19 protein-coding genes are annotated in these 22489 nt (G+C 37.1%); 9 read left to right on the top strand and 10 right to left on the bottom strand.

All coding sequences use genetic code 11. From position 1 onward, the window contains the following. Positions 1 to 143: 143 nt before the first annotated feature. From V7O66_RS02450 to V7O66_RS02430, 5 genes are all read right to left on the bottom strand, one after another. On the bottom strand, positions 144 to 374 hold the full coding sequence (locus V7O66_RS02450; RefSeq protein WP_406661403.1) for a hypothetical protein: 231 nt from the start codon (positions 372 to 374) through the stop codon (positions 144 to 146). Positions 375 to 432: 58 nt separating this feature from the next. After that, positions 433 to 651: a hypothetical protein gene (locus V7O66_RS02445; RefSeq protein ID WP_406661402.1), complete on the bottom strand. Its 219-nt coding sequence runs from the start codon at positions 649 to 651 to the stop codon at positions 433 to 435. A 43-nt stretch (positions 652 to 694) separates the two neighbouring features. Then, positions 695 to 1171: a hypothetical protein gene (locus V7O66_RS02440; protein ID WP_406661401.1), complete on the bottom strand. Its 477-nt coding sequence runs from the start codon at positions 1169 to 1171 to the stop codon at positions 695 to 697. A 284-nt stretch (positions 1172 to 1455) separates the two neighbouring features. After that, positions 1456 to 2034: a c-type cytochrome gene (locus tag V7O66_RS02435; RefSeq protein ID WP_406661400.1), complete on the bottom strand. Its 579-nt coding sequence runs from the start codon at positions 2032 to 2034 to the stop codon at positions 1456 to 1458. Between the two features lie 44 nt (positions 2035 to 2078). Further along, a complete protein-coding gene (locus V7O66_RS02430; RefSeq protein ID WP_406661399.1) occupies positions 2079 to 2522 on the bottom strand; it encodes a hypothetical protein in 444 nt (147 codons plus the stop codon). A 724-nt stretch (positions 2523 to 3246) separates the two neighbouring features. Between V7O66_RS02430 and V7O66_RS02425 the strand changes: the two genes are divergently transcribed. After that, positions 3247 to 5010: an S-layer protein domain-containing protein gene (locus V7O66_RS02425; RefSeq protein ID WP_406661398.1), complete on the top strand. Its 1764-nt coding sequence runs from the start codon at positions 3247 to 3249 to the stop codon at positions 5008 to 5010. A gap of 123 nt (positions 5011 to 5133) precedes the next feature. On the opposite strand, the gene V7O66_RS02420 is transcribed toward V7O66_RS02425, so the two are convergent. Continuing rightward, complete coding sequence (locus V7O66_RS02420; protein ID WP_406661397.1) at positions 5134 to 5340, bottom strand: hypothetical protein; 207 nt, start codon at positions 5338 to 5340, stop codon at positions 5134 to 5136. Between the two features lie 106 nt (positions 5341 to 5446). Continuing rightward, positions 5447 to 5647 (bottom strand): hypothetical protein, encoded by a 201-nt coding sequence (locus tag V7O66_RS02415; RefSeq protein ID WP_406662538.1) that lies wholly within the window; start codon positions 5645 to 5647, stop codon positions 5447 to 5449. 126 nt (positions 5648 to 5773) lie between these two features. Between V7O66_RS02415 and V7O66_RS02410 the strand changes: the two genes are divergently transcribed. Next, entirely contained in the window at positions 5774 to 6904 is a 1131-nt protein-coding gene (locus tag V7O66_RS02410; protein WP_406661396.1) for a UvrD-helicase domain-containing protein, read from the top strand. Between the two features lie 4 nt (positions 6905 to 6908). Here V7O66_RS02410 and V7O66_RS02405 read toward each other — a convergent pair whose 3' ends face one another. Continuing rightward, positions 6909 to 7763 carry a GIY-YIG nuclease family protein gene (locus V7O66_RS02405; protein ID WP_406661395.1) on the bottom strand — a complete coding sequence of 285 codons (855 nt, stop codon included), beginning with the start codon at positions 7761 to 7763 and terminating at the stop codon, positions 6909 to 6911. 172 nt (positions 7764 to 7935) lie between these two features. Here V7O66_RS02405 and V7O66_RS02400 point away from each other — a divergent pair, with 172 nt between their 5' ends. Further along, positions 7936 to 9318, top strand: a complete 1383-nt coding sequence (locus tag V7O66_RS02400; RefSeq protein WP_406661394.1) for a helix-turn-helix domain-containing protein — start codon at positions 7936 to 7938, stop codon at positions 9316 to 9318. A 201-nt stretch (positions 9319 to 9519) separates the two neighbouring features. Here the strand turns inward: V7O66_RS02400 and V7O66_RS02395 are convergent, their stop codons facing one another. Together V7O66_RS02395 and V7O66_RS02390 are read right to left on the bottom strand one after the other, a co-directional pair. Continuing rightward, the gene (locus V7O66_RS02395) at positions 9520 to 10482 is read right to left on the bottom strand and encodes a hypothetical protein (protein ID WP_406661393.1); all 963 of its coding nucleotides are present in this window, start codon (positions 10480 to 10482) and stop codon (positions 9520 to 9522) included. Positions 10483 to 11460: 978 nt separating this feature from the next. After that, positions 11461 to 12771: a tyrosine-type recombinase/integrase gene (locus V7O66_RS02390; RefSeq protein ID WP_406661392.1), complete on the bottom strand. Its 1311-nt coding sequence runs from the start codon at positions 12769 to 12771 to the stop codon at positions 11461 to 11463. A 301-nt stretch (positions 12772 to 13072) separates the two neighbouring features. Here V7O66_RS02390 and V7O66_RS02385 point away from each other — a divergent pair, with 301 nt between their 5' ends. The 6 genes from V7O66_RS02385 to V7O66_RS02360 all read left to right on the top strand — a co-directional run bounded on the left by V7O66_RS02385 (position 13073) and on the right by V7O66_RS02360 (position 22463). Further along, positions 13073 to 14314 carry a hypothetical protein gene (locus tag V7O66_RS02385; RefSeq protein ID WP_406661391.1) on the top strand — a complete coding sequence of 414 codons (1242 nt, stop codon included), beginning with the start codon at positions 13073 to 13075 and terminating at the stop codon, positions 14312 to 14314. A 173-nt stretch (positions 14315 to 14487) separates the two neighbouring features. Further along, entirely contained in the window at positions 14488 to 16731 is a 2244-nt protein-coding gene (locus V7O66_RS02380; protein WP_406661390.1) for a PAS domain S-box protein, read from the top strand. A gap of 231 nt (positions 16732 to 16962) precedes the next feature. After that, on the top strand, positions 16963 to 17574 hold the full coding sequence (locus tag V7O66_RS02375) for a PAS domain-containing protein (protein WP_406661389.1): 612 nt from the start codon (positions 16963 to 16965) through the stop codon (positions 17572 to 17574). Positions 17575 to 17621: 47 nt separating this feature from the next. Next, positions 17622 to 18620: a PAS domain-containing sensor histidine kinase gene (locus V7O66_RS02370; RefSeq protein WP_406661388.1), complete on the top strand. Its 999-nt coding sequence runs from the start codon at positions 17622 to 17624 to the stop codon at positions 18618 to 18620. A gap of 293 nt (positions 18621 to 18913) precedes the next feature. Next, positions 18914 to 21052, top strand: coding sequence for a cache domain-containing protein (locus V7O66_RS02365; RefSeq protein ID WP_406661387.1), 2139 nt, complete (start codon positions 18914 to 18916; stop codon positions 21050 to 21052). A gap of 175 nt (positions 21053 to 21227) precedes the next feature. After that, entirely contained in the window at positions 21228 to 22463 is a 1236-nt protein-coding gene (locus V7O66_RS02360; protein ID WP_406661386.1) for a PAS domain-containing sensor histidine kinase, read from the top strand. The last annotated feature ends 26 nt before the right edge of the window (positions 22464 to 22489 follow it).

Here is a 22489-nt window from a genome sequence, read left to right as displayed (position 1 = left end):
CTCCTAATTTTATATTATATACAAATTTATAAGATGTTAATATTTTAACTTGAATTTACTACATATAATGATCTTGTCGTTGTGAACTATTTGAATTAAGGATATGTCAAAAGTTATCCAGTCAGCAGAGTGAACTACATTATCTACATTAGCCATGCCAGCAATTGCATTATTAGATAGGTGGTGGCAAATATAATGAGTCCCATGCCGATATACAGAAGTATATTCCTGTAAACTACATCCTTTTCAGATCCTACTTTAATCCCAAATCCCCCACAACAACCACCTTTTCCACATCCAGTGCAGGCTGAATCATCTGCTTCAGAATTCGCTGTTGTGTTGTTAAGAACAGGGATAATAGTTTTTTCTGACATTTTTTGTTGTATCCTTGTGTTATTAATATAGGTTGTTTCAAGACTTTCATAGATACTTTCACTCAAGTTTCCGAAGGATCTTATTCAACATTTCTTTGTTCTCCTCCTGATTTCTTTCAATTACTGAGACCCTTGAATCATAACTATCATAGTTATCCCTTCCATTTCTGCCAAAGCCTGAAGAAACAAACCAGATTATTGCTATGATGATAAGTATAGTAAAGATCATACCCATTCCTCCAAAAAGTCCAGATCCACCGTAGCCTCCATACATCATGAACTTACCTCGTTTTTACATAACTACGTTTAATGTGTATGGCTTAGTTGCCATACATCATACCATAGCCCATTCCATCTCTGTAATTACGGCCAGAGTTTCTATACTGGTAATTGTCAGAGAGGGTGTTGAAATCAGTGATTACTTCGCCTGTGAATGAATCAATGCGTCCCTGTTTTATCGCACCATCATCATCTGTGTAGTAAACAACCCACCATCTACCCATCTGGTAAATGTTGTCAATTGATACATCAGCACTTATCTCGGTCTTTGCAATGTCATAAGCATCATCAACTGATCCAACAGTTACTTCCTGTGTTGTACCTGCATAGTTAGATCCATAGTTTCCCCAGCAAGCTCCAGGTCCATAACCATAGCCTCCCATGTTATTTGCCATCCAGTTATACATGGGACCATACCAGGCATTATTGTCTTCATTCGTTTGTGCGTTTACGGCACCGATCCCACTGACAAGCAGAACGAGTGCACCGATAGTTAGCAGCATTATTGTTTTTTTCATGTTCGTCACCTTACATTTTATAGCTTGTAACCACCTATGTGTCATGTATAGCGCATATGTAGTCTACATGCTACACATGTACTTGCTTGCATATATAGGTTGCGTGCAACCAACCCATGTATTTAAAGACAATAAAAATAGAGCTGCTTTCTTCTTAACCCATGACAAATTTAAATAGAACCAAACAATGGAATCCACTAGCGTTTATTTTCCATTGGTCAAAAGTAAAAAACGTAAAAAAAGAATCAAGTGAAATAATATTCGCTCAATAGTAAACTGAAACATCAAAGTGTTTTCAGATATTCGATCAGGTCTTCAATATCGGAATCCGACATATCCCAGCGTGGCATTGCATAATCCAACTCTTCACCAGATGGATCCTTGCCTTCTATTATAGCGATCTTGATGCTCTCATCGGTGTAAGGAGGGTGCTCCTCATGCTCATCTGAATGCTCATCCACAGAAGTCAGGGCTTCATATCTTACATCAGAGGGAATGGATGCACTCATCATTATCGGGACATTTCCCTTGCCACTTACACCATGGCAACTTACACAACTGCCACCATGAATGTATAGCCAGTGAGGACCACCCCTGATGGGTATTTGCCGGCTACTTTCATTAAAGCCAGTATAATAGATCATTTCCCCATTGGATGAAAACTCCGTAGTGAGATCAGGATAAGTTGTCCGGTCATAAGGCATCTTATCAGATTGTTCGGGGTACATGAATCCCGGTTCATGCCACCTGTATCCCGAACCTGGCATATTGTAAGGCTCCCTAATCGTATTAACACATCCGGAAAGCATTAGTGTCATTCCTATCAAAAAAACTGTTAAGACCATCGTTCTTTTCAAATTCATCCACTCCCGTGTAATTGGATTAAAAAATAGAGATCATGATAGCATCATGTCTTTATTTTCTCGATCACCTTTGAAACAAAGGCAGCCTTATCTTCTTCCAGCATGCCAGAAGAACCCTGCTCCACCAATATACCCACCATTTTCAGTACAAAGGCTGTCCTTTCCCCTGTAGGAATTTTGGGAAGCATCATGGTGAGACAATTTGGCATCATACCCATCATCATTTCAGGCATCATGGAAGTTTTTTCATCCTGCTCGCCCCCCATCATCTGGGACATCATCTTAGGCATCATTCTAGGCATCATCTTGGGCATCATTTCCATCATGTCAACCCCTTCCATCATCTCGGACATCATGTCTTCCATCATTTCCTTTTTATCTTCCTCTGTCATGTCTGCAAGAAAGTTCTCCATCATTTTTTCCATGATATCTTCTTTCTCATCTTTACCCATCCTTCCCATCATGTATTCCATCATTTTTTCCAGCATGGACTTCTCTCCCCTAGAATTTGAACTTGTTAGTAGCTCTTACAGTTCATGATTCAGCCATCAGAATCTTTTACTGACTCTATTTTACTATAGAGATGAATCTAAGCACTACCCACATGATAATATTAGAGCTGTTTGAAGAAAAGTCTATCTACAGGATCCAGAAGGAACAAACAGAAACAATTACCGGCTCTGTAGAAACCCTATAACTAATGAGTTATAAGCCACAGATACACTCACCTCCTGCGGAGTTGAGTGCCTGCTAAGTGTTCAGCAGGGGTAACACAGGTGCACGCAGATGTAATCGCATCTGTGTTTATCAGCGTGCATCTGCGGTTAATAATATTTTGGAGGATTTCTACAGAGCCTGAATTCGATAACATTTAATAGCTTCTTCATAATACTCCCCAATTAAAAGTTATAGTATAATGTATATTTAACACTATTCATTAAAAATTTTAAATATGATTTGACAAGTTAAATTAGATTATAATTTACTATCAAATTTGAGAAGCGGAATTGTTTGAATTGGGGATTGCGGAGGATAATGAATAGAAAATGAAACATTCCATTTTTTTCTATAATATTTTATAATTAGTAAAAGTACTTCGCAAAGAATATATCATAATGTTTGATATATTTAGTTGAGATACATTTCAAGGCAGAGGATATGTTATGCTCAACCAATAAATTCATTTTTGTTTAAGAGGGGGGCGTGAACTGAATGATTTATCTTGATTATATAATATGGGCAGTTATTATATTTGCAATAATATTTATTATGGCTGGACTTGTTATTATTGCCCTCAAATTTAGTGGTAAAATTAAAACCAATGATCCAGGAGCAACTGTATCGCTGACATTACCATACTTAGACATACCACTCAACGTAAGTGGTGGGACAGGAGTGTTTTTAATAGTTATGGGGACTATTTTTTTTGTAATAGCTATCGGGATTGAATTACCACCTCCTAATCCATCATTAAGTGGGTATGTTTGGAATGACGAAGATGGAGATTCTGAGAGAGCTTACGAAGATTATGGAATAGAAAACGTAACAATTGAAATCTTCTACGATGGTAAAAATAAATCAACAAAAACAAATTTAAATGGTGAATATATTTTTGATGATTTGAAACCAGGTGGATATATCATTGAAGTTGACGAGTCTACTTTACCAGAGGGTGTGGTACAAACATATGATCCGGACTCATCATTAGATAGTTCTACTGCTATTGACTTAGGAGAGAATGAAAACAGGAACAACATAAGTTTTGGTTATGGAAACATCTTCACCATTACAACAAAGCAGAGAAAATATGAATACGGTGGAGACGATTGGGCCGGCCTGAAATACAATATAATTGATTTATTTGGAAATGAGTCTGTTCCATTAAAGAATGATAATCCAAATAAACTTGCTTTACTCCTTGTAGATGATGATGGAGAACATCAGCTATCTGAAGGAGAGCATTTAGATTTTGAAAATGGATATGTCCTTGAAGTCACTAACATTGATATTGAAAATGATCAAGTTTCGTTAAAAGCAGTAAACAATGGTGATACTGTTGGTGAAACAGTCCTTAACCTATCACAGGAATATAATACTTGGAACCTTAAGCTAGATGATGTTGAAGGATTAGAAGATGTTGAAGTTTTCAAAGTACACATTAAAAAGATTTCATGTACACGTAGTGTTGCCTATATGCATGGCTGGTTGTTGAAGTATCCTGCAGTAGTGTTTGACGTTCCTATATATGATATATTTAGAGTAGGGCAAATGAATACATTGACACTTTATTGTGGTGCTCCTCCATTGTATCAGAATTTTAGTTTTGGAGAAGACTATGCAATATCACTAAGATCCCTTGATGTTGAGGATAATGAAGTTTGCATGGACTTCATGAAGAATGGAGAAATCATTGATTCTGAAGTTTTTGAGGTCCCAAAAAACTGGGATCATGTTATTGAGACAACAGAAAATGATGCAATAGTATACAGAATACATGTGAATGATATATCTGACAACCCGAATTGGTACCCGTTTGCTACAGTTACAGGTTATTTCTTAGAAAATCACAATTACTATGCAGTAAATTTCAATAGGACGCATGAAAATGAAATACATGATATGAAAAATGGATATAAATTTGAAGTTGACTCGATTGATGTTGGAACTAATGAAGTTCACGTCAACATCATAAAAGACAATAAAGTGGTTGATAAAAAAATACTTTTAGTAACAGAGAAAGAGAATTTCCTGCTCGAAGACATTGAAAGTGAAGGATACTATGAAGATGCTTGGGTTTATAGAATAAACGTGGAAAATATCTTGTGTGAAGAAAAGACAGTCTATATAAAAGGTCTCTGGTTAATAGACTATAAGGATGCTTCTACAATTGAAATTGGTGATATTTTAGAAGATAAGTTCCAAATTGTTGAAATAGGGGATGGTTATCTGAAATATTCAAATAAAACCTCCACCTAATTCAATACTTAGATAACTTTAGTTCCACCTAAACACGTGTTCGTGCACATTATGTGTAAACACCGTACACTTTTTTCCTTGTATATATCTCTTGCATAAAGTGCAAAGCATCTAATCCTGACTTTACACCAACTTTTTCAACTTCAATTTCTCAATCACAAGCTCAGCAGTCTCTTCTACCTGCTTTTCCCTAAGATTGTTCTGCATTTTCGAATAATACTCCGCAATAAAGTCCACAGCCTGACTCTTGTTACAATTCTGCTCCTTCATCACCCGGTGAAGTACTGCGGTCGTATTCTTGCTCACGGTTGCATAGAGTTTGGGTCTCATAGATTACCTCGGTCTTGTTTTGATTAATGCTGACATGTTCAGTTTTTGCGGTCCATATCTTGATTTGCTAAGCTCTGATAGACTCCAGCAAAGAGCATCCACACGGTCAGGACTGCTCCCCCTCTCCCAGAACCCAGTCGCACATCTGGTCCTCAAGAGCCGGAAACGAACCTACGTGATGAAACTTGCCCTGCTCATACAGAGCACTGATAGGCTCGGCCCTGGTGTACTTCCCCCGGCTGGCTCTCACTGATTTGTAGGAGACATTGGGGGTCGATTGTCCGGAGAGTATACTCCACGAATTCATCTTCATTATTTTCTCCCTTGGCCCATGAGGATTTACTCCCTCCCAAAATAATCTCAATGAACTTTTATATTTTTAATAACGTTTATTGTCATGCAGATCAAATAACACAATGTTGGAGTAGTAATATTGGGAATTACAGACCTTAACGACGCTCAATTAAAAGCAGTATCTTACACCGATGGACCACTACTAATCCTTGCAGGACCTGGGTCCGGAAAGACACTAACAATAACAGAGAAGGTAGTACAGTTAATAGAAGGAGGTCTTGAGCCGGATAAGATCCTTGCATTGACCTTCTCTGAGAAAGCTGCAGCTGAGATGCAGGACAGGATCGAAAAGAATATTGGTTCTGCTTCTGGCATCACTGTATCCACATTTCATTCTTTCTGCAATGAGCTTATACGTGACTTTTCTCTGGATATGGGTATAAATCACGGAACTCGCCTGATTACCAAAGAACACTCGCATGTATGGGGTGCAAAGAATATTGATTCTTTCAATTTTGAATACATAGCCATTCCTACTGTGCCTTCTGATCTTATAACAAGCCTGTTGGAAGGTACTTCACAATTTCATGACCATCTAATATCTCCTGAAGAACTGGATGAATATACTCAGAGCAAGTTAGCATCTGAAGGGGAATTGGATGCAGATGAGGTGGACAGACTGCAGAAACTTGCTGTGAGCACTCCTAATGTATGGAACAGGTTCAAGAAGCTCAATGAAGGTAAGCCTTGGAAGGAGAAGATCAAACCCTTCAATTTCTGTCTGGTGGGATTTCAGGCAGTGGAGGAAGATGGCAGAGCAATAAAACCTCTAGCTCCCTTCTCCAAAGATCCACAGAAAATAGCCTATGAACCATTTATAGACTACAATACAGGTGAAATCAAGCAGGGAACTAAATATTTCAAATCTCTGAATACGACAATTTTACAATATGCAAATCATCCCGAATACAAGTATGAAGGGGCTATCGGACAGATGAAACGCAGGCATATCCATGCGGATAGTGTAGTTCTCATTGGAAAGGAAGCTAACAACATCGATGACCAAGCCTTGGATATAGGGCAAGCTCAAGTCTTCATCAATAAACAGGAGATCATGGATAAAATAATGCAACTGGATGCTGAGATGGGTAGGAAACTAGGTATTGCTTACAGAGGTACTTTGAAGAGGATTCAGGATAAGATTAAGCAAACAGGGGACATCAACCTGAATGCTAGGTTTATGAGGGGACTTGCGGATAAGCTCATGTGAGAGCTTATTCCTCCTCTACATTTCCTTTTCTTATAATAGCATCAAGTGTTTTACCACCTTTATCTTTCCATTCTCTCCAGCCATTAGCAGTTCTCCCTAGTACAACTGATGCCGACATGGATGGCGAAGAGAAAGTAAAATCTTCTTGAAAAACATAAACATCATTTTCTTCTTTTAGTATCCCTTTTTCCATCAAATTTGCTCTAAAGGTTTTGATGCTTTGTAGTACAGATGGGGTTTCTTCAATATTCGATTTAGATCCCTTATTGACAACAAAACCCTCTTCAGTGTATTCACCAACTGCATCAGCATTTTTGCTCTTACAGTAATACACATTAATTTTACTACGCTTCTTTGATTGCTCAAAAATAGGATAGCCAAGAGTAGTCATGATTATTTTTAAGTCCTCAAAAATACGCAAAACAAAGTCTCGATCCTGATTTGTTAAAGATGATTGAGTGGGATTGTTACTGTTTTCAAGAGTACATTTGTTAACCTTTTTTGCTTCATTGCAGGCATGGTTTTCAAGGTACTTGATATGAGCTTTGTTCAAATTGTTCTTTTCAGAAACAAAGCATATAGCTTGGTTCCAGAAGTCTTTTTCCTTGTTATGTTTATTAAGTCGAGTTAACAATACCTCAGATTCTCCAACATAAATACTCGGCTTTCCAACTTCGTCTTTTTCACCTATTAGGAAATAAACACCTGGCTGAGTAAGTTCTGGATTTTGTGATGCTTCATTCAATTTTGCTCTAGGAATAGAAACTGCTTTAACAATAGAATCTAAAAAATCACAAATCTTAATGCCTTGTGGATTGGCATCTGGCAAGTAAATTGAAATTGTTCTTCCTATTGTCATATGGAACCTCCATTCATAATTAATATGGGTAATTAAAAATTTCGCAGATTTTAATAGATTTTACTAAGTACAATACTTTATATAATATATTTGTACTGTCATTTACTTTAAGCAGTTATACTTAATCCAAAGGCTTTCATTTAAGGTTTTAGTTAGTAAGGGAATGAAATAAATGACATATTACAAAGAAAATGATGTTTTAGTCCAATGTGATGAATGTGTTATACATATTTTAAGAAAACTTCAAGAAAAAGAACCTTTTGAAATTAAAAATCTGAGAACTACTGAAGAAGAAAATAAAAAACACTTGTTAGAATTTATTATCAGGACCCTTTATCGTTTAAAAGAACATGAAAAAGCTCCTAATTCAAGTAGAATAAGCGTTACAAATGATTTATTAGATCATGGACAATTTACTAAAGAAGAAATTGATAATAGATTTGAAGAGTGTTCACATGAATCAGTCTATTATTCAGATGAATTTTTTGAGGAACATCCTGATATTGACTTAGAACAAATAATTAAAGCGGATATAGAATGTCTGGGTGATTTTTCATCTGAAGAATACCCACTTCCATTAGAGAAGAAATATAGCTTTCCGTTTTCAGGGTGTGATCTCACTATAGCTTTTGATTTATGCCCATTTGATGTTGAAATTATCTCTTGCCCAGATTGCGGAATGGAAGTAACAAATACCCCTGACAACGTAGATTGGTTTTCTCAAGATCTTATTTGTCCGTATTGTTTACCCAAAAGAGAAAATGAATTTGATACCCGAGGTCATTTAATATCTGGAAACCCAAAACATCATGGTTCTTGGAAAACTCAACATCCTGAGTTTGAATATATGGGTACTGATTATTTTTGTATCTTGCATCCCAACTGTAAAGAAAGTAAAAGAGCAGACGGTAAGGGTGTAATGCTTGTTAGTGGCGTATGGACGGATTCAACTGAAAGACAGAGAGATAGAGTTGTTTTGAGTTTAGAGTGTAGGGATTGTGGTGCAAAAAACGCTTTAAAGCCATTTATACGGGATAGTAAGATACCTTTACTCAATATTCACAAGGCTGAAATTATTAAATTTATCGAAAAAGGCGAGTACGAAAAACTTGAATTTAAACCATTTTTAACAGTTCCTCCAGAGGGATATGAGTTAGATTCAAATCAAAAATATAAGATTGCAAAAAGCATAGCAGGTTTTATGAATTCAGAAGGTGGTCACCTTTTAATAGGTGTATCAAATTCGGGAGACGTATTAGGTCTTGAAAATGAGTATTCAAACAGAGAAAGTAGGCTCAACAGAGATGATTTCAATCTTAAATTGACACATATATTAGAAAGGTATGTTCCAACAGAAATATTGAATGAGTACTTAGTGATAACCTATCATGAGATTTTAGGAAAAGATATTTGCTGCATAGAAGTTAAAAGATCCGAAGAACCTTTTGTTCTCAAGAATGGTCAGTTTTTTATTCGGTTTTTTGCAAGCACTCCAGCTTTAAGTGAGGCGCAAAAAAGTGAATATATTAAAATACACTGGGGTAGTGTGGAATGATTTACCACACACTGCCTTTATTTTCATCAACTGTTGATTTTTAAAACTCTGAAAAACTTTGTAAAATTATGAGTATCTATTTTTCAAGATACCTATTACCCCAACGTAACGTGCGGGGGACAAGATTTGAACCTCGGAATAATTAAATTTTTGTGAAAATTTGTTTTCTTTAATTATCGAAGTCATTGAACCTTTCGTCTTTCAGAGGGAGAATGCTATTTCAAGAGCCCTGGGTGCCTCTTCCTGGACGTTTTTGGAGCGATGAATTCTGCTTAGCTTCGCATCTTGACCAGAATTTTGTAAGATGTTTCTAGCCCTTTTGAGATGAGTGCCAATTTCCTGCCTGTTTTTCATTCCAAGCAGATTGGCTGCAGCTGCATAGGTCAATTTGGGGCCATATTCATCATCTACAAGATAAGATGTTAGAGCCTGAGTCGGACTTAGATCACCTCGATTCCTCAGAACTTCAATTGGAATATGGTTAGGAAGCGGTTTTGCTATACAAGAATATGCCATATTGGTGAGAATCTGTTCATTACCGCCAGCAAAAAGGACTTCTTTTAAGAACTCCGTTGGGAATGCTTTGTCTGAACGCTTGGATGTAATCTCTAAAACCGAATCATATCCTAACACATTAAGTAATCTTGGCTTTAAGTCATCCAGCTGATTGTTCCATTTTTCAAAATCACCATCAACAAACCATAAACCTTCTAATCCTGCCAGACATGATTCATCATATAGACGGGCGGCTTCTGCCCAACGAACTGGACTTCCCTTTGGAGTGTTTGTCCATAATTCATATGTTGACTTCATAATTATGCAATCAATGTTTTCCATTTCTTCAAACCCTTCGTTTCTTCTGAATAGGTTTTGATTGGCAATGTTCCAAAAGGACATAGCAACAGTCCAGTCTGAAATTGATTTATTTAATAGAACTGCTTTGGGAGGGTTGGATTCAGTCCATTTTGCTACAAGAAGTGTAAATGGTGTACTACCATCATCGCTGTAAGTATAGAGTGCACCCCCTAGGTTTTCAGCTGTAATTGTTGCCAAAGCTGCTGCAAAGGCAGGTTTGTCGGGGTGCGTTATAGGAAGCTGCTTATATTTTTGAAGCACAGATCGCGCCGTCGCAGCATTTATTAGAGTTTTACGATTCACAGCCATAAGAAATACAATGTATTTCTATAATATGTACTTTTTGACTTACATTGTATTTCATATATCGTGTTCATACTATCTTGCTAAAAATTGACTACAATTTGCTATTATTAAGATACTGTTTTTTACTTATCAAAATTAACAAAGTTGCTGATTTGTTCTTTTTCAGAGATATTTGCAATATCGAATGCTGAGAAGTTTATAGAGCGACTGGAGGATTTAAACTTGAAGCAATGAATAGAGAGTATCAAATGCCTTGATTATCTTACAACAGGTACCTTTTATAGACGAGGTCGAGGTAAGAATAAACGAGTGATAAAAATGTTCTGGAGCAAGAGTTTATGATTTTAAGGCCGAAAAATACACCTTACTAACTTATCAAAGATAAAACAACGATAGCAGTTATCTACTCAAGAAAAAAATCTAAACGCTGTTCAAGTTGCCTCACAAACCCCCGCATCAATTCTACGTTTCACATATCATTTTTAGGTTCATTCTGAACCATCTATCAATAGATACTACAGAGAGTAGGTATAAAACTCTTCAATTATAGGCAGGTTTAATCACTATGAAATATGACATTTATTGTTTTCCTGCATCATGGGATTTTTTGAAGGAAGGGCTGGGGAACGGCTATGTTAAAAAATAATAAATGTAAGTGAAGAAAATTTCATGCCCAATTACAATGGGTGGATCTCTTCACTCATCCAGAATGAAGTTTGATTTAGAATAGGTCTTGGAGAAGGACATTTCAAAATAATAGTAGATCCACTTTTGATAGCAAATGGTACTGGGGGAGAAAACATGGAAAATTCCCCAAAATTCCCCAAGATCATTCAGAATTTCCTGTACTCAAACTTCCTATCCCCCTATCCTTAGACTCTCGATACTTCCTTGCCTCCGTGACATCTACTTCTTCTTTTCCAACCTTATTCAACCCGATATCAGCTTTGTCTACCCGAAAATCCAGATTATCGTTTTTGATTATTCCTCGACATCGGACCAATCAAATCCCAATAATTCGTCGTCCATTATGTGTCCATTTATTTCATCCTGCAACTTGGTGTTTATTTTTTTAAAAGTTTCGTAGCCCACTTGTTCGATTAAAACATTCACGGTCTTCTGCATCGCTGACATTCTTTTATGCATATCTACTACTTCACTACGTTCCACAATGTGTCTTGCAGACTCAGTTTGATGAATTTTGTTCTGCCTTAGAAGTTCCTGATATTCAGGTGATGAAGCCACATCGAGTTCCTTTTGAATTGTCAGATAGGGAATGTACTGTTTGTAAATTTCCCTGAGTTTATCAGGACTTGCTCTGAAGTAGGCACTTTTCGTATCGTCAAGGGTGTGCCCCATAAAGAACTCAGCGTGGAATGAATCGCAGCCTGCGTTAAGTAGAGCGGAGTAAAAATACTTGCGCATATTGTGACTACGAATGAGGTTCCACTGTCCAACAGGTTCACTTCTTGCAGTCTTGTCCGATAATTGGCGATAGAGTTTCATCAAGGCGTGCAGATTCATTTTGCGTAATGAATCATCGTAAACTGTTAGATATTTATCAGTTACCCAGCGCCTGCAAAAAAGAGCGTCTGAATCGTCCCTTACCCTTTGTTTTTCAAGTTGGTTCAGTTTCTTGGCATCGGTTGTCTTTGCGGTTCTCTCCCTATATGTGAGATATTCCCATACGGTACGAGATGCTTCTGGGGCTAGGAAGGTTGTAAAATCATACCCTACCTTTGCCCTTCTCATGGTGATTGTAGTTATCTCCGTATCTGAGTCATAGCCGTTCTTGAATTGTCCTACTGTGAGAGAGATTATTTCATTTGCTGCTAACCCACTTGAAATACCTAAGAGAACTATAGCTTTTTCAAGTGGATCAGCCACCTTTAAAACAGCTTGAATGTCTTCTTTAGTGGGAATCTTATTGTTCTTTTCAAGTGTTCGGGCTTTGTTGCCTGCCTTTGGTAATGTTGGCAATTCGATATCGAAGGACTTGTAAAAGGATCGGACTCCTGTCAAATATCCCCTGATGGTGATGGGAGCAAGCCCCGAGGCCTGCAAATTATTACGGAAACCGACAAGATAGGATTTTACCTTTCTTTTTCTTGGCACTATGTCTGACATCATTTCCGATTCAGCCTCTTCTACGAGTTCTTCGGGTTCCATATCTACCCATTCTGTGAATGCTTGCATGGACATGAGATAGTTTCTCACTGTGTTTGCACTTGGGTTCAATGTTTGCAACCATTCTGTTATGATAGAGTCTTGTTTTAGTTCGGGTACTTTCATAAAATCACGCTGTATGTATTAACCTTTAAGGTATACCACACTTAAATGGTTTGCTATTAAGGCTGAATAGAGGTACACGCAAAAAACATGGCAATGTACATGATAATTTTGAATGATACACATAATATTATAATTTATACTGACTATTAGTGTTTTTGTGGCCACAAACTCATTATTCACGTACAAATTTCTAATAAACATGCCATAATATATTAAACGATGTACACTAAGTTTTTCTTTCATAAGTCAATGGGAGAAAAAAGTGCACAGGAATTACAAAATATATTGTTTTTTATTTGCAATGATCATTATAGCACTATTTACACCATGTGCAATGGCAGATGATAACAGGATAATCACCGAGATCAATGCAAAATACAGTGTTATTCCTGATGAAGAAACAGTACATGTTGTAAAAGAGATCATATTCTACAACAATGACCCTAATACCAGATACTGGAGAGGGTTTTACTCAAATTACAATCATTACCTCCCAAAGGACGCAAAAAATATCAGATCTTATGACGATGAAAGAAAAGTCGTTTTCAGGCAAGATGAAGAAGGTTACCACACCTTCATGTTCAATAAAAAGGTCTGGTATGAAGAAAATTACAGATTCTATGTTGCCTATGATATTGAGGTCAACAAAAATACAGCAACATTTTACCTTAACGAATATGGCAGGAATACAGCTGTCACGCTGGAAGTGCCATCTGATTTTGATACCTATATTGAAAGAGAGGACTACACCCTTGAAACAAAGAGATACTCAAATGTATACAGCTTTGAAAAAGGGCAGAAATGGACCGGTTCTTGCTTTGTGAATTCAGTCAGACTCACCGAACAGCTTACACTTCGAGAAGTTGCATGCCTTGAGGAAAGGGATGTGGAAATAGAAGTGAATTATTGGGAAGGAGAAGAAGAATGGGCACAAAAGATGCTTGACACAACGCTTGAAAGCCTGCCAATATTAGAAGAAACATGGAATGTGCCTTTCCCTGCAAATTATAATATCAGCATCACACAGGCAAGCATTGATGAAACACAGGGATATGGAGGTTTTAATAATGGAAGGAAAGGCATCTGGATGCTACACAGCTCCAGTGAGGAGATCCTTATCCATGAACTGGCACATTACTGGACACGTGCCTGTAATTTTGATCAAATATGGATGGATGAGGGCTATGCAGATCTCTACACCTACATTGTTCTAAAAGAGATCGACCCTGATAAGGCCGATGCAAGAAAAGAGCGTTTCATTCATAAGTATGAAAATATGAAAAATGACTGGGATATCCCCCTTAGCAAGTGGAGTACACCAGAAAGTATAGATAGTATATCAGAGGAAATAGTCGATTTTGGATACAAGAAAGCCTTTGCCCTGACCTATGAAATATACGAGACCATAGGTATTGAGGAAATGAAATTATCCAATCTTGAATTCGTACGATCCAGTAGTTCAGTGGACAATGAGATTTTCATGCATGTTATTAGTGATTCCACTTCTGAGAACATGCTGTTTATAGATAATTACATATATTGATACACATAGGTATGCAACTATATGAATATTTTATATATGAACGGGAAAATATTTAGATAAGTCTTTAAAGTATAAAACAAATAGGTATAGAACAGATTGAATTACAGTAGTCCGAGTAACTATGCAAACTGGGAAATTGCAAGTATTCAGTTACAAAGGTCAAATTGATAGAAATGGAGTGGGAAGTAGTGGATAATACCCAGAGAGATGAAGAGCAAAATATCTTCAAAAATGGGAACAATTTAAGAAGCATACTGGACAGTTTGGGAGATCTTATCCTTGTATTTGATCTGCAAGGGACAATTCTGGATTGTAATGGTCCGTTTACTGAATGTCTGGATAAAGAATACAGTGATATTTTGGGGAGGAGCATAAAGATTTTAGGTCTTTTTACTGACCAGATGATCGACAAGATCATCACAGACATTACGAACAAGCAAAAATACACTTTTGAAGATGAGTTCTTTTGTGCTAAAGGGAATTCATTCCCTGCGACAATTAATACCCAAAGATTTTACTATGGAAAAAATGAGGCCATCCTCTGTAAAATTATTGACATTGCAGAGAAAAAGAAAGTTGAAGCTGACCTAAAATCATCCGAACAGAACTATTTTGAGATTATTGAAAACGGGAATGATGGAATAGTAATACTGCAAGATAGAGAAGTCAAATTTGCAAATCTAAAAGCTTTGGAAATGACAGGATACACAAAAGAAGAAGCTGTCAATAGATACTTCCTTGAATTTATTGTCCCTGAGTACCACGAAAAAGCACTTTCAATGTACATTGATGCAGTAAGTAAAAATATGCCAATGAAAAAACGTTTTGAATTACACCTTCTTGCAAAGAATAGGAAAATAATTCCTGTTGAGGTCAGCAACTCTGTTGTTGATTTTGAAGGAAAGAAGGCATATCTTATCATATTTAGAGATACCACAGAAAGAAAAAAAATAGAGAGCCTGGCAAAAAGAGAAAATGAGCGGCTTGAAAATTATCTTGATGTAGCAGGGTCTATTATAGGCATATTGGATAAAGATCAAAATATTCTCTTCGTAAACAATAAAGGATGCGAGGTGCTTGGATACTCCAAGGATGAAATAATAGGGAGAAACTGGTTTGACGACTTCTTACCTGAGAAAGTAAAGAAGCAAAGCAGAAAAGGCTATGAAAAAATGATGGCAGGAGAATTTGAACCTCCGGAATACACTGAAAATTGGATACTTACGAAGAGTGGTGAAGAACGTCTGATATATTGGCATGATGTTGCCCTGAAAGATGAGGACGGAAATATCATCGGAGGCATCAGTTCAGGTGAGGACATCACTGATCAGAAGCTCATGCAGAAAAAGATAAGTGATTCGGAACATAAACTTCACACAATATTTAATTCCATAGATGATGAAATATACATATGTGACACTGACAGGAATATTATTGCCGTAAATGACTCTGTGGTCGAGCATCTAGGATACAGCCGGAAAGAGCTTCTGAATATGAAACATGATGACATCGTTGTTCCCGAATTACGAGCTTCTCTTGAAGAATGTGATACCACACTTTTAAAAAATAAACATAACGTATTTGAAACTTTGATCCTGAAGAAAAATGGTTCTGCTTTTCCCGTGGAAATAAATGCCAAACTCGTTGAATATGAAGATAAAAAAGCGATTATATGTTCAGCCAGGGATATCTCTGAGAGGAAGAAGGTTGAAAATGAACTCAGAATCTATGCAGAAGAACTGAAAGAATCAAACGAACTGAAAGAACTCTTTACAGACATAATACGTCACGATCTTCTGACCCCGGCCAGCATAGTTAAAGGATTTAGCGAAGAGCTTTTAAGAGAGCATTTTGACGATGGTACAACCAATATCATCAATAAGATCCACGACAATAACGAACGTCTCATCAGTTTGCTTGAATCTGCTACCAAGCTCAGCAAATTCCAGAAAGTGGATGAGATCGAATTTGAAAACTTAAATATCGTTTCTATTTTCCAGATGGTTATCGACTGCCTAAAGTCAGAGATCAATGAAACGCAGAAGAGTATCAGCATCAACACCGACATCAAATGTGATGCAAAGGTGAATTATGTCATTGAAGAGGTTTTTACTAACCTTTTATCAAATGCCATCAAGTATAGTCCGGATGGAAGCAATATATCCGTGGACTTCATTGATCATGATGATGAATGGAAAGTAACGGTAAGCGATGAGGGAATAGGCATAGCCGATGAAGATAAAGGATATGTTTTTGATCGATTCAGGCGTGTAGATAAAAAAGGCATAAAGGGTGTCGGACTCGGACTTGCAATCGTAAAAAGAATAGTCGAACTGCATGGTGGAAGATTTGGAGTGGAAGATAATCCAAAAGGACATGGAAGTATTTTCTGGATAACTGTTGAAAAATCACAGTAATATAGATAAATTACTCACGTATGTTTTAGATTGTCAACTGAGCTCCAAACAAAAACAGTTTAATTCTATGCAATATAATAATGTAGAGAGCGTCGAAGGAATTTTAAAATAACTATCAGGACTTTCCGAGTTTCTGTTTTAAGCAATTAAATAATCAAACAGAAGATCAATGTGTTTGCCAGGTCCTCTTGAGTAGAAGCGCTTGCATGAAAAAGAGAACTGGGCGTTCCAATGACAGAAAGACAAGAAATTCCGGAGAAAAATAAAGAAGAACACTCTGGATTATACTCTTACCTGGAAAACGATAATGCATATAGATCTCTCTTTAAAGACAGCCACGCTGTCATGCTATTGATCGACCCTGAAACTTCTGATATTGTTGATGCAAACCTGGCAGCATGCGATTTTTATGGCTGGCCCTATGAAGAGTTGAGGAATAAGAAGATACATCAGATCAACACCCTCACAAACGAAAAGGTCAAGGCTGAAATGAAAAATGCGGTTGAAGAGAAGCGAAATTACTTCTTTTTCAAGCACCGTCTTGCAAACGGTGAGATCCGTGATGTTGAAGTCTATAGTAGCCCCATTGTTATCAATTCACGAAATTTATTGTATTCCATCATCCATGATATAACCGAGCGTAAATTAGCGGAAGAGGAATTAAAAAAGAAAAAATTACAGCTCAGTAATGCACAAAAGATCGGACATGTTGGAAGCTATGAGATAGACCTTAATTCAGGCAAGGTTGATGCATCAGAAGAGGCTGCCAGGATATATGGATTAAAGGATAAAGAGCTGGATTTTGGGCTCTGTAGAAATCCTCGATATTCTGGCGGAATTTGAAGTTAACAGTAATTCACAAAGTACTGTATGTTATTGAATAGATTTGCTTGTTTAAATCTATATATAGTGATTTTGATCGGTTTTCTACAGAGCCGGATTTTGAGAAGATAAAGATAATACCATTGTCCGAATACCGGGAGATGCTGGATAAAACACTGAAAGAACTCATAAAACAAAATCAGCCATACAATATCCAGTTCAAGATAAAAAGAGAAAATGATGGGCAGATCCGTGATATCCACTCCATCGCAAGATACTATAAAGAGCGGAATGTGATTATCGGAACCATTCAGGACATTACCAAACTCAAACAGGCAGAGAATGCATTACTGCATGCCAAATTGCTTGCCGAGGCTGCAAACCGCAGCAAAGATGAATTTCTGGCCACCATGAGCCACGAACTCAGGACGCCACTCACCTCTGTAATAGGTTTTTCAGACATACTTCTTGATGAAACTTTTGGAAGCCTGAACGATAAACAAAGCAAGTATGTCAGTCACATCCTCAAAGGAGGAAAATATTTGCTCAAATTAATTAACGATATCCTTGATCTTTCAAAGATAGAAGCTGGTGAGATGGAGCTCTATTATGAGACTTTTTCGGTTTTCGAGGCTGTGAATGAGGTGTGGTTGATGACAAAACCCCTCGCAATGAAGAAGAGTATTGATATTAATGTTGCAGTTGGACCCGGACTTGAATACATAAAAGGTGATAAGATTAAGTTCAAGCAGATACTCTACAATCTTGTAAGTAATGCCATCAAGTTTACAGATAATAAAGGAACAGTAAAAATCAATGCACAACTTACTGATTCCATGGTACAGATAAGTGTTAAAGATGAAGGGATAGGAATACCCAAAGAGGATATCAGCAAACTTTTCCAGCCATTTAAGCAACTGAACCCATACACCACCCGCAAGTACGAAGGGACCGGACTTGGACTCGCCCTTGTCAAGAAGTTTGTTGAAATGCATGATGGCAGCATATGGGTAGAAAGTGATGTTGGAAAAGGCAGCAACTTTACTTTTACGGTCAAATGTGAATAAAGATGGAAATATGATTAACTTTTTTTGAATGCTTTGCAACAATTTGGTAGCAATCAGTAGTTTTGCCAGCATAGCGTCCATTTCTTTTCAATCTGGAAAAATACAAACATAATCCTGGATATTTCACAGTGAGAAATACCTGGGAATTATGCTCAAGTATAATCAAAATACCTGACCATGCGAGCCATATCCAGAACCAATTCTTTTTATATAACTTTGATTATTAATTGATTAATATTATTATAATTACTATGAATCCACTGGTTATATATACTTATTAGAGAGGTGCTCAATTGTCCACCCAGAGCAATAATAATCATAAAAAGCTGATATCTGGAATATCATTGTTAATACTAATTGCAAGTTTTTTTGTAGTCGTTGATTTTGGATACAACCTTGCTTATGGCACAGATCAGATGTTAGAATCATCAATTGATTCTGCACGACTTGAAGCACAGGATTCTGCTGAACAGGTTTCTTCAACCCTTAGGATTCTTTCGGAGGCATCCGGATCAATTGCTGCTGACCTGAGTTCAGGAGAATTGAATGAAGAACTTATCGAAGAACGGCTTTATGAAGGCATTAATTCCAATTCCAATATCTTTGGAGTGGGAGTGGCATACGAAAAAGGTGCCTGCCAGAATTATGAAGGCGATTCACTATCAACATCACTCTATGCTCCGACATATTCCAGAAAATATGGTGAACCGGAGCTTTTCCAGGCATCTTATGATTATACTGCAAAATCTGACGTGACAGGTATTGGCCCAAATACAGACTGGTATCATCGTGCATTAACCGATGGTGGAGGATGGAATGAGCCATATTTTGGAACAAGGAGCAACAAATACATCGTTGAATATTCGATACCTTTTACATCCAAATATGCACAAGAGAATGGAATTTCTCCTGCAGGTGTAGTCTATGCAAGTTATTCTCTTGAGAAACTAAGAAACATCATAGGTTCTCTGGAATTAGGAAATACAGGATATGGATTTATAGTCTCTCAGAATGGAGACGTTATATCCCACCCCATAAAAGATTATGTCTGCAAGAACATTGTTGATATCTCGGAAACAGACGATGTATTCAGACAGATTGCCATTGATACATCCCCAGGTACCACCACCACTGTGTATGAACCTAAAAGCGGTAACAAATTATGGATATTCTACGAGGAGATCCCCGAGACCGATCTGGCCCTTGGTGTCGTTCTTAAAGATGAAGAAGTACTGCATCAGATGAACCAGGAACAGTACGATCAGAAAATATATTTGTCACTGGGAATTATAGCATTCATAACGTCCCTTTCAATTCTTGGTTTCACAAGAAATGACATCAAAACTAGTTCTTTGTGGAAGATCGTAATAATCTTCTCTATTTTGTGCCTTGTTGAAATTGGATTTATATGGAATCTTGCAATGGATAACTCGGTTTCTGAAAATGCAGATGATATTATCATATATGATCAATCAGGACTTGAAAGTTCTTTAGAGAAGATATATCTCGCAGAGAGTGGAGATACGAATAAAGAGTACAAGGATTCAATAATCAGGGTCCCAACAGGAATGTTTATTCAATCTATCAAATTCTCAAGCGGTAACGATGTAACAGTTACGGGTTATGTCTGGCAGAAGCATACAGAAGGTATTAGTGATGATTATGTTCCGGGAGTTATATTCCCTGAGTCAGAGTCGACCAGTATCGACGAAGCCTATGAAAAAGAGGGTGTCGCAGGCTGGTACTTTGAAACAACTCTGCGTGAACAATTCGACTATATATCCTATCCCTTTGATGTGGAAACTGTATGGATCAGATTATGGAGTGACGGTTTTGAAAATAACGTGATCCTAGTTCCTGATCTGGAATCATATGATTCTATAGTTCCGGAATTGAAACCTGGTATTGAAGAAGACTTCGTCCTTGAAGGATGGGACATACAGAATAGTTATTTTTCATACAGGGTCAATGAATATGATACAAATTTTGGCATCAATGAATATAATAGTCATGCAAGTCCCGATCTGTATTTCAATATAGAACTGAAAAGGGACATTGTAACCCCATTTATCACTTATATGAGTCCTTTGCTGTTGATAGCATTATTATTATTCATTGCTCTCTTCACCGAGGTCAAAGTTGACTCTGACCCTTCGGAGATATTGAAGTACGGTGCTTCACTGATGCTGGTATTGATGGTAGCACACGTATCTCTGCGAGAAGGACTTACAGCTTCCGGTATTATTTATCTTGAGTACTTCTATATCATCATGTATTTTGTAGTGCTGGGTATTTCTTTTAATGCTCTCCTATTTGCTTCAGATAAAAAAATCCCCCTAATTAATCATGAGAACAATGTCTTTGCAAAAATGCTTTACTGGCCCGTGATCATGGGATTGGTCTTATTGGTAACTATAATAACATTTTACTAAACCAGCATGTGAGAACAGAAGATCAGTGTAGTATCACTGATCATTTCTTTTTTATTTTAATGATGAATACATTTCGTCATATTGCATCGAATTCGGGTGCAATTCTTAAAATATTTTACCCTTCTGCCTTTGATTATCCGATATAGTTTTAATGATAGCATACCAATTTTAGTTTATGAATAATGACGAACTAGACCTTACCGAATCCAAAATATTACAAGATGAGTCATCGGAGGATATGATAATCTTGAATTTGGTTTTCGATAGTGCCCCTTTCATAATGATAGTCGTTAATCAGGAAGGGAAAGTCGAAAAGATCAATCAGAGCTCTCTTGAAGCTTTTGATACAGAAAGGGATCAAGCATTGGGACTCCTTGGAGGAGAACTATTCAAGTGTATAAATATTGAAAAAGGAGAAGGTTGCGGAAGAAATGAGGAATGCTCAGATTGTGTGATCCGTAATTCTGTGATGTACACTTTTCAGACTTCCAGAAGTATATTAAAAAAAGAGACAGAACTGTTAGTCAAGGATCATGGGAGATTTTCGACAAAATATATGTTCATCTCAACAACACTGATGATGAAGGGTACAGAACCTTTCGTACTGTTAACTGTTGACGACATCACTGAACAGAAAGTAGCTGAAAAGAAACTTAAAGAGAGCAAGGAAGAGCTAAGAAAAGCCAAGATCATTGCAGATGATGCAAATAATGCAAAAAGTCAATTCCTCGCCAATATGAGCCATGAACTTAGAACTCCTCTAAACTCGGTGATAGGTTTCTCGGATATGCTTCAATCCGAGATATTTGGTTCACTCAATGAAAAACAAATGGATTATGTCAGCAATATTAAGATAAGTGGACAACATCTTCTGGAAATCATAAATGACATACTGGATTTTTCAAAAATAGAGGCGGGCAAGATGGGACTTGTTCCTGAGGAATTTTTTGTGACCGATATAATTGATGAAACCATTTCAATCCTCTCACCCCAGGCATCAAACAAAGGCATCTCTCTTGAATCACAGATGGATCTGCAAGTTAGCACAATAAATGCTGATATGGCAAAGTTCAAACAGATACTCTACAACCTCATTGGTAATGCTATCAAGTTCACTCCCAAAGGAGGTTCTGTAAAAGTATTTGTGAGAAATGTGGAGACAAATTTAGAAGTAAGTATTATAGATACGGGAACAGGAATTTCAAAAGAAGATATGGAGAGAATATTCAAACCATTCACACAATTAAATTCCTCCCTATCCAGACAACAATCGGGAACAGGACTGGGACTTGTTCTTGTAAAAAAGATGGTCGATATGCATGGAGGCAACATTGAGTTTAGTTCCGAACTTGGAAAAGGCTCCTCTTTTACTTTCAGGCTTCCACTGGAAAACAAAAATGTACTCAATTAATTAGTCCCGGATTCCTACAGAGCCGA

The organism is Methanolobus sp. ZRKC3, assembly GCF_045291275.1.
Lineage (GTDB): Archaea > Halobacteriota > Methanosarcinia > Methanosarcinales > Methanosarcinaceae > Methanolobus.
Note: the sequence above shows the minus strand (reverse complement) of the source record. Positions and strands in the feature narration are given on the sequence as shown.

Bases quoted from the DNA above. Each gene is read 5' to 3' on its own strand.
- V7O66_RS02405 (WP_406661395.1), bottom strand. From the start codon at position 7,763: ATGACAATAGGAAGAACAATTTCAATTTACTTGCCAGATGCCAATCCA.
- V7O66_RS02435 (WP_406661400.1), bottom strand. From the start codon at position 2,034: ATGAATTTGAAAAGAACGATGGTCTTAACAGTTTTTTTGATAGGAATG.
- V7O66_RS02420 (WP_406661397.1), bottom strand. From the start codon at position 5,340: ATGAGACCCAAACTCTATGCAACCGTGAGCAAGAATACGACCGCAGTA.
- V7O66_RS02380 (WP_406661390.1), top strand. From the start codon at position 14,488: ATGGAGTGGGAAGTAGTGGATAATACCCAGAGAGATGAAGAGCAAAAT.
- V7O66_RS02395 (WP_406661393.1), bottom strand. From the start codon at position 10,482: ATGGCTGTGAATCGTAAAACTCTAATAAATGCTGCGACGGCGCGATCT.
- V7O66_RS02450 (WP_406661403.1), bottom strand. From the start codon at position 374: ATGTCAGAAAAAACTATTATCCCTGTTCTTAACAACACAACAGCGAAT.
- V7O66_RS02440 (WP_406661401.1), bottom strand. From the start codon at position 1,171: ATGAAAAAAACAATAATGCTGCTAACTATCGGTGCACTCGTTCTGCTT.
- V7O66_RS02385 (WP_406661391.1), top strand. From the start codon at position 13,073: ATGATCATTATAGCACTATTTACACCATGTGCAATGGCAGATGATAAC.
- V7O66_RS02445 (WP_406661402.1), bottom strand. From the start codon at position 651: ATGATGTATGGAGGCTACGGTGGATCTGGACTTTTTGGAGGAATGGGT.
- V7O66_RS02425 (WP_406661398.1), top strand. From the start codon at position 3,247: ATGATTTATCTTGATTATATAATATGGGCAGTTATTATATTTGCAATA.
- V7O66_RS02415 (WP_406662538.1), bottom strand. From the start codon at position 5,647: ATGAATTCGTGGAGTATACTCTCCGGACAATCGACCCCCAATGTCTCC.
- V7O66_RS02390 (WP_406661392.1), bottom strand. From the start codon at position 12,771: ATGAAAGTACCCGAACTAAAACAAGACTCTATCATAACAGAATGGTTG.
- V7O66_RS02375 (WP_406661389.1), top strand. From the start codon at position 16,963: ATGACAGAAAGACAAGAAATTCCGGAGAAAAATAAAGAAGAACACTCT.
- V7O66_RS02400 (WP_406661394.1), top strand. From the start codon at position 7,936: ATGACATATTACAAAGAAAATGATGTTTTAGTCCAATGTGATGAATGT.
- V7O66_RS02430 (WP_406661399.1), bottom strand. From the start codon at position 2,522: ATGCTGGAAAAAATGATGGAATACATGATGGGAAGGATGGGTAAAGAT.
- V7O66_RS02360 (WP_406661386.1), top strand. From the start codon at position 21,228: ATGAATAATGACGAACTAGACCTTACCGAATCCAAAATATTACAAGAT.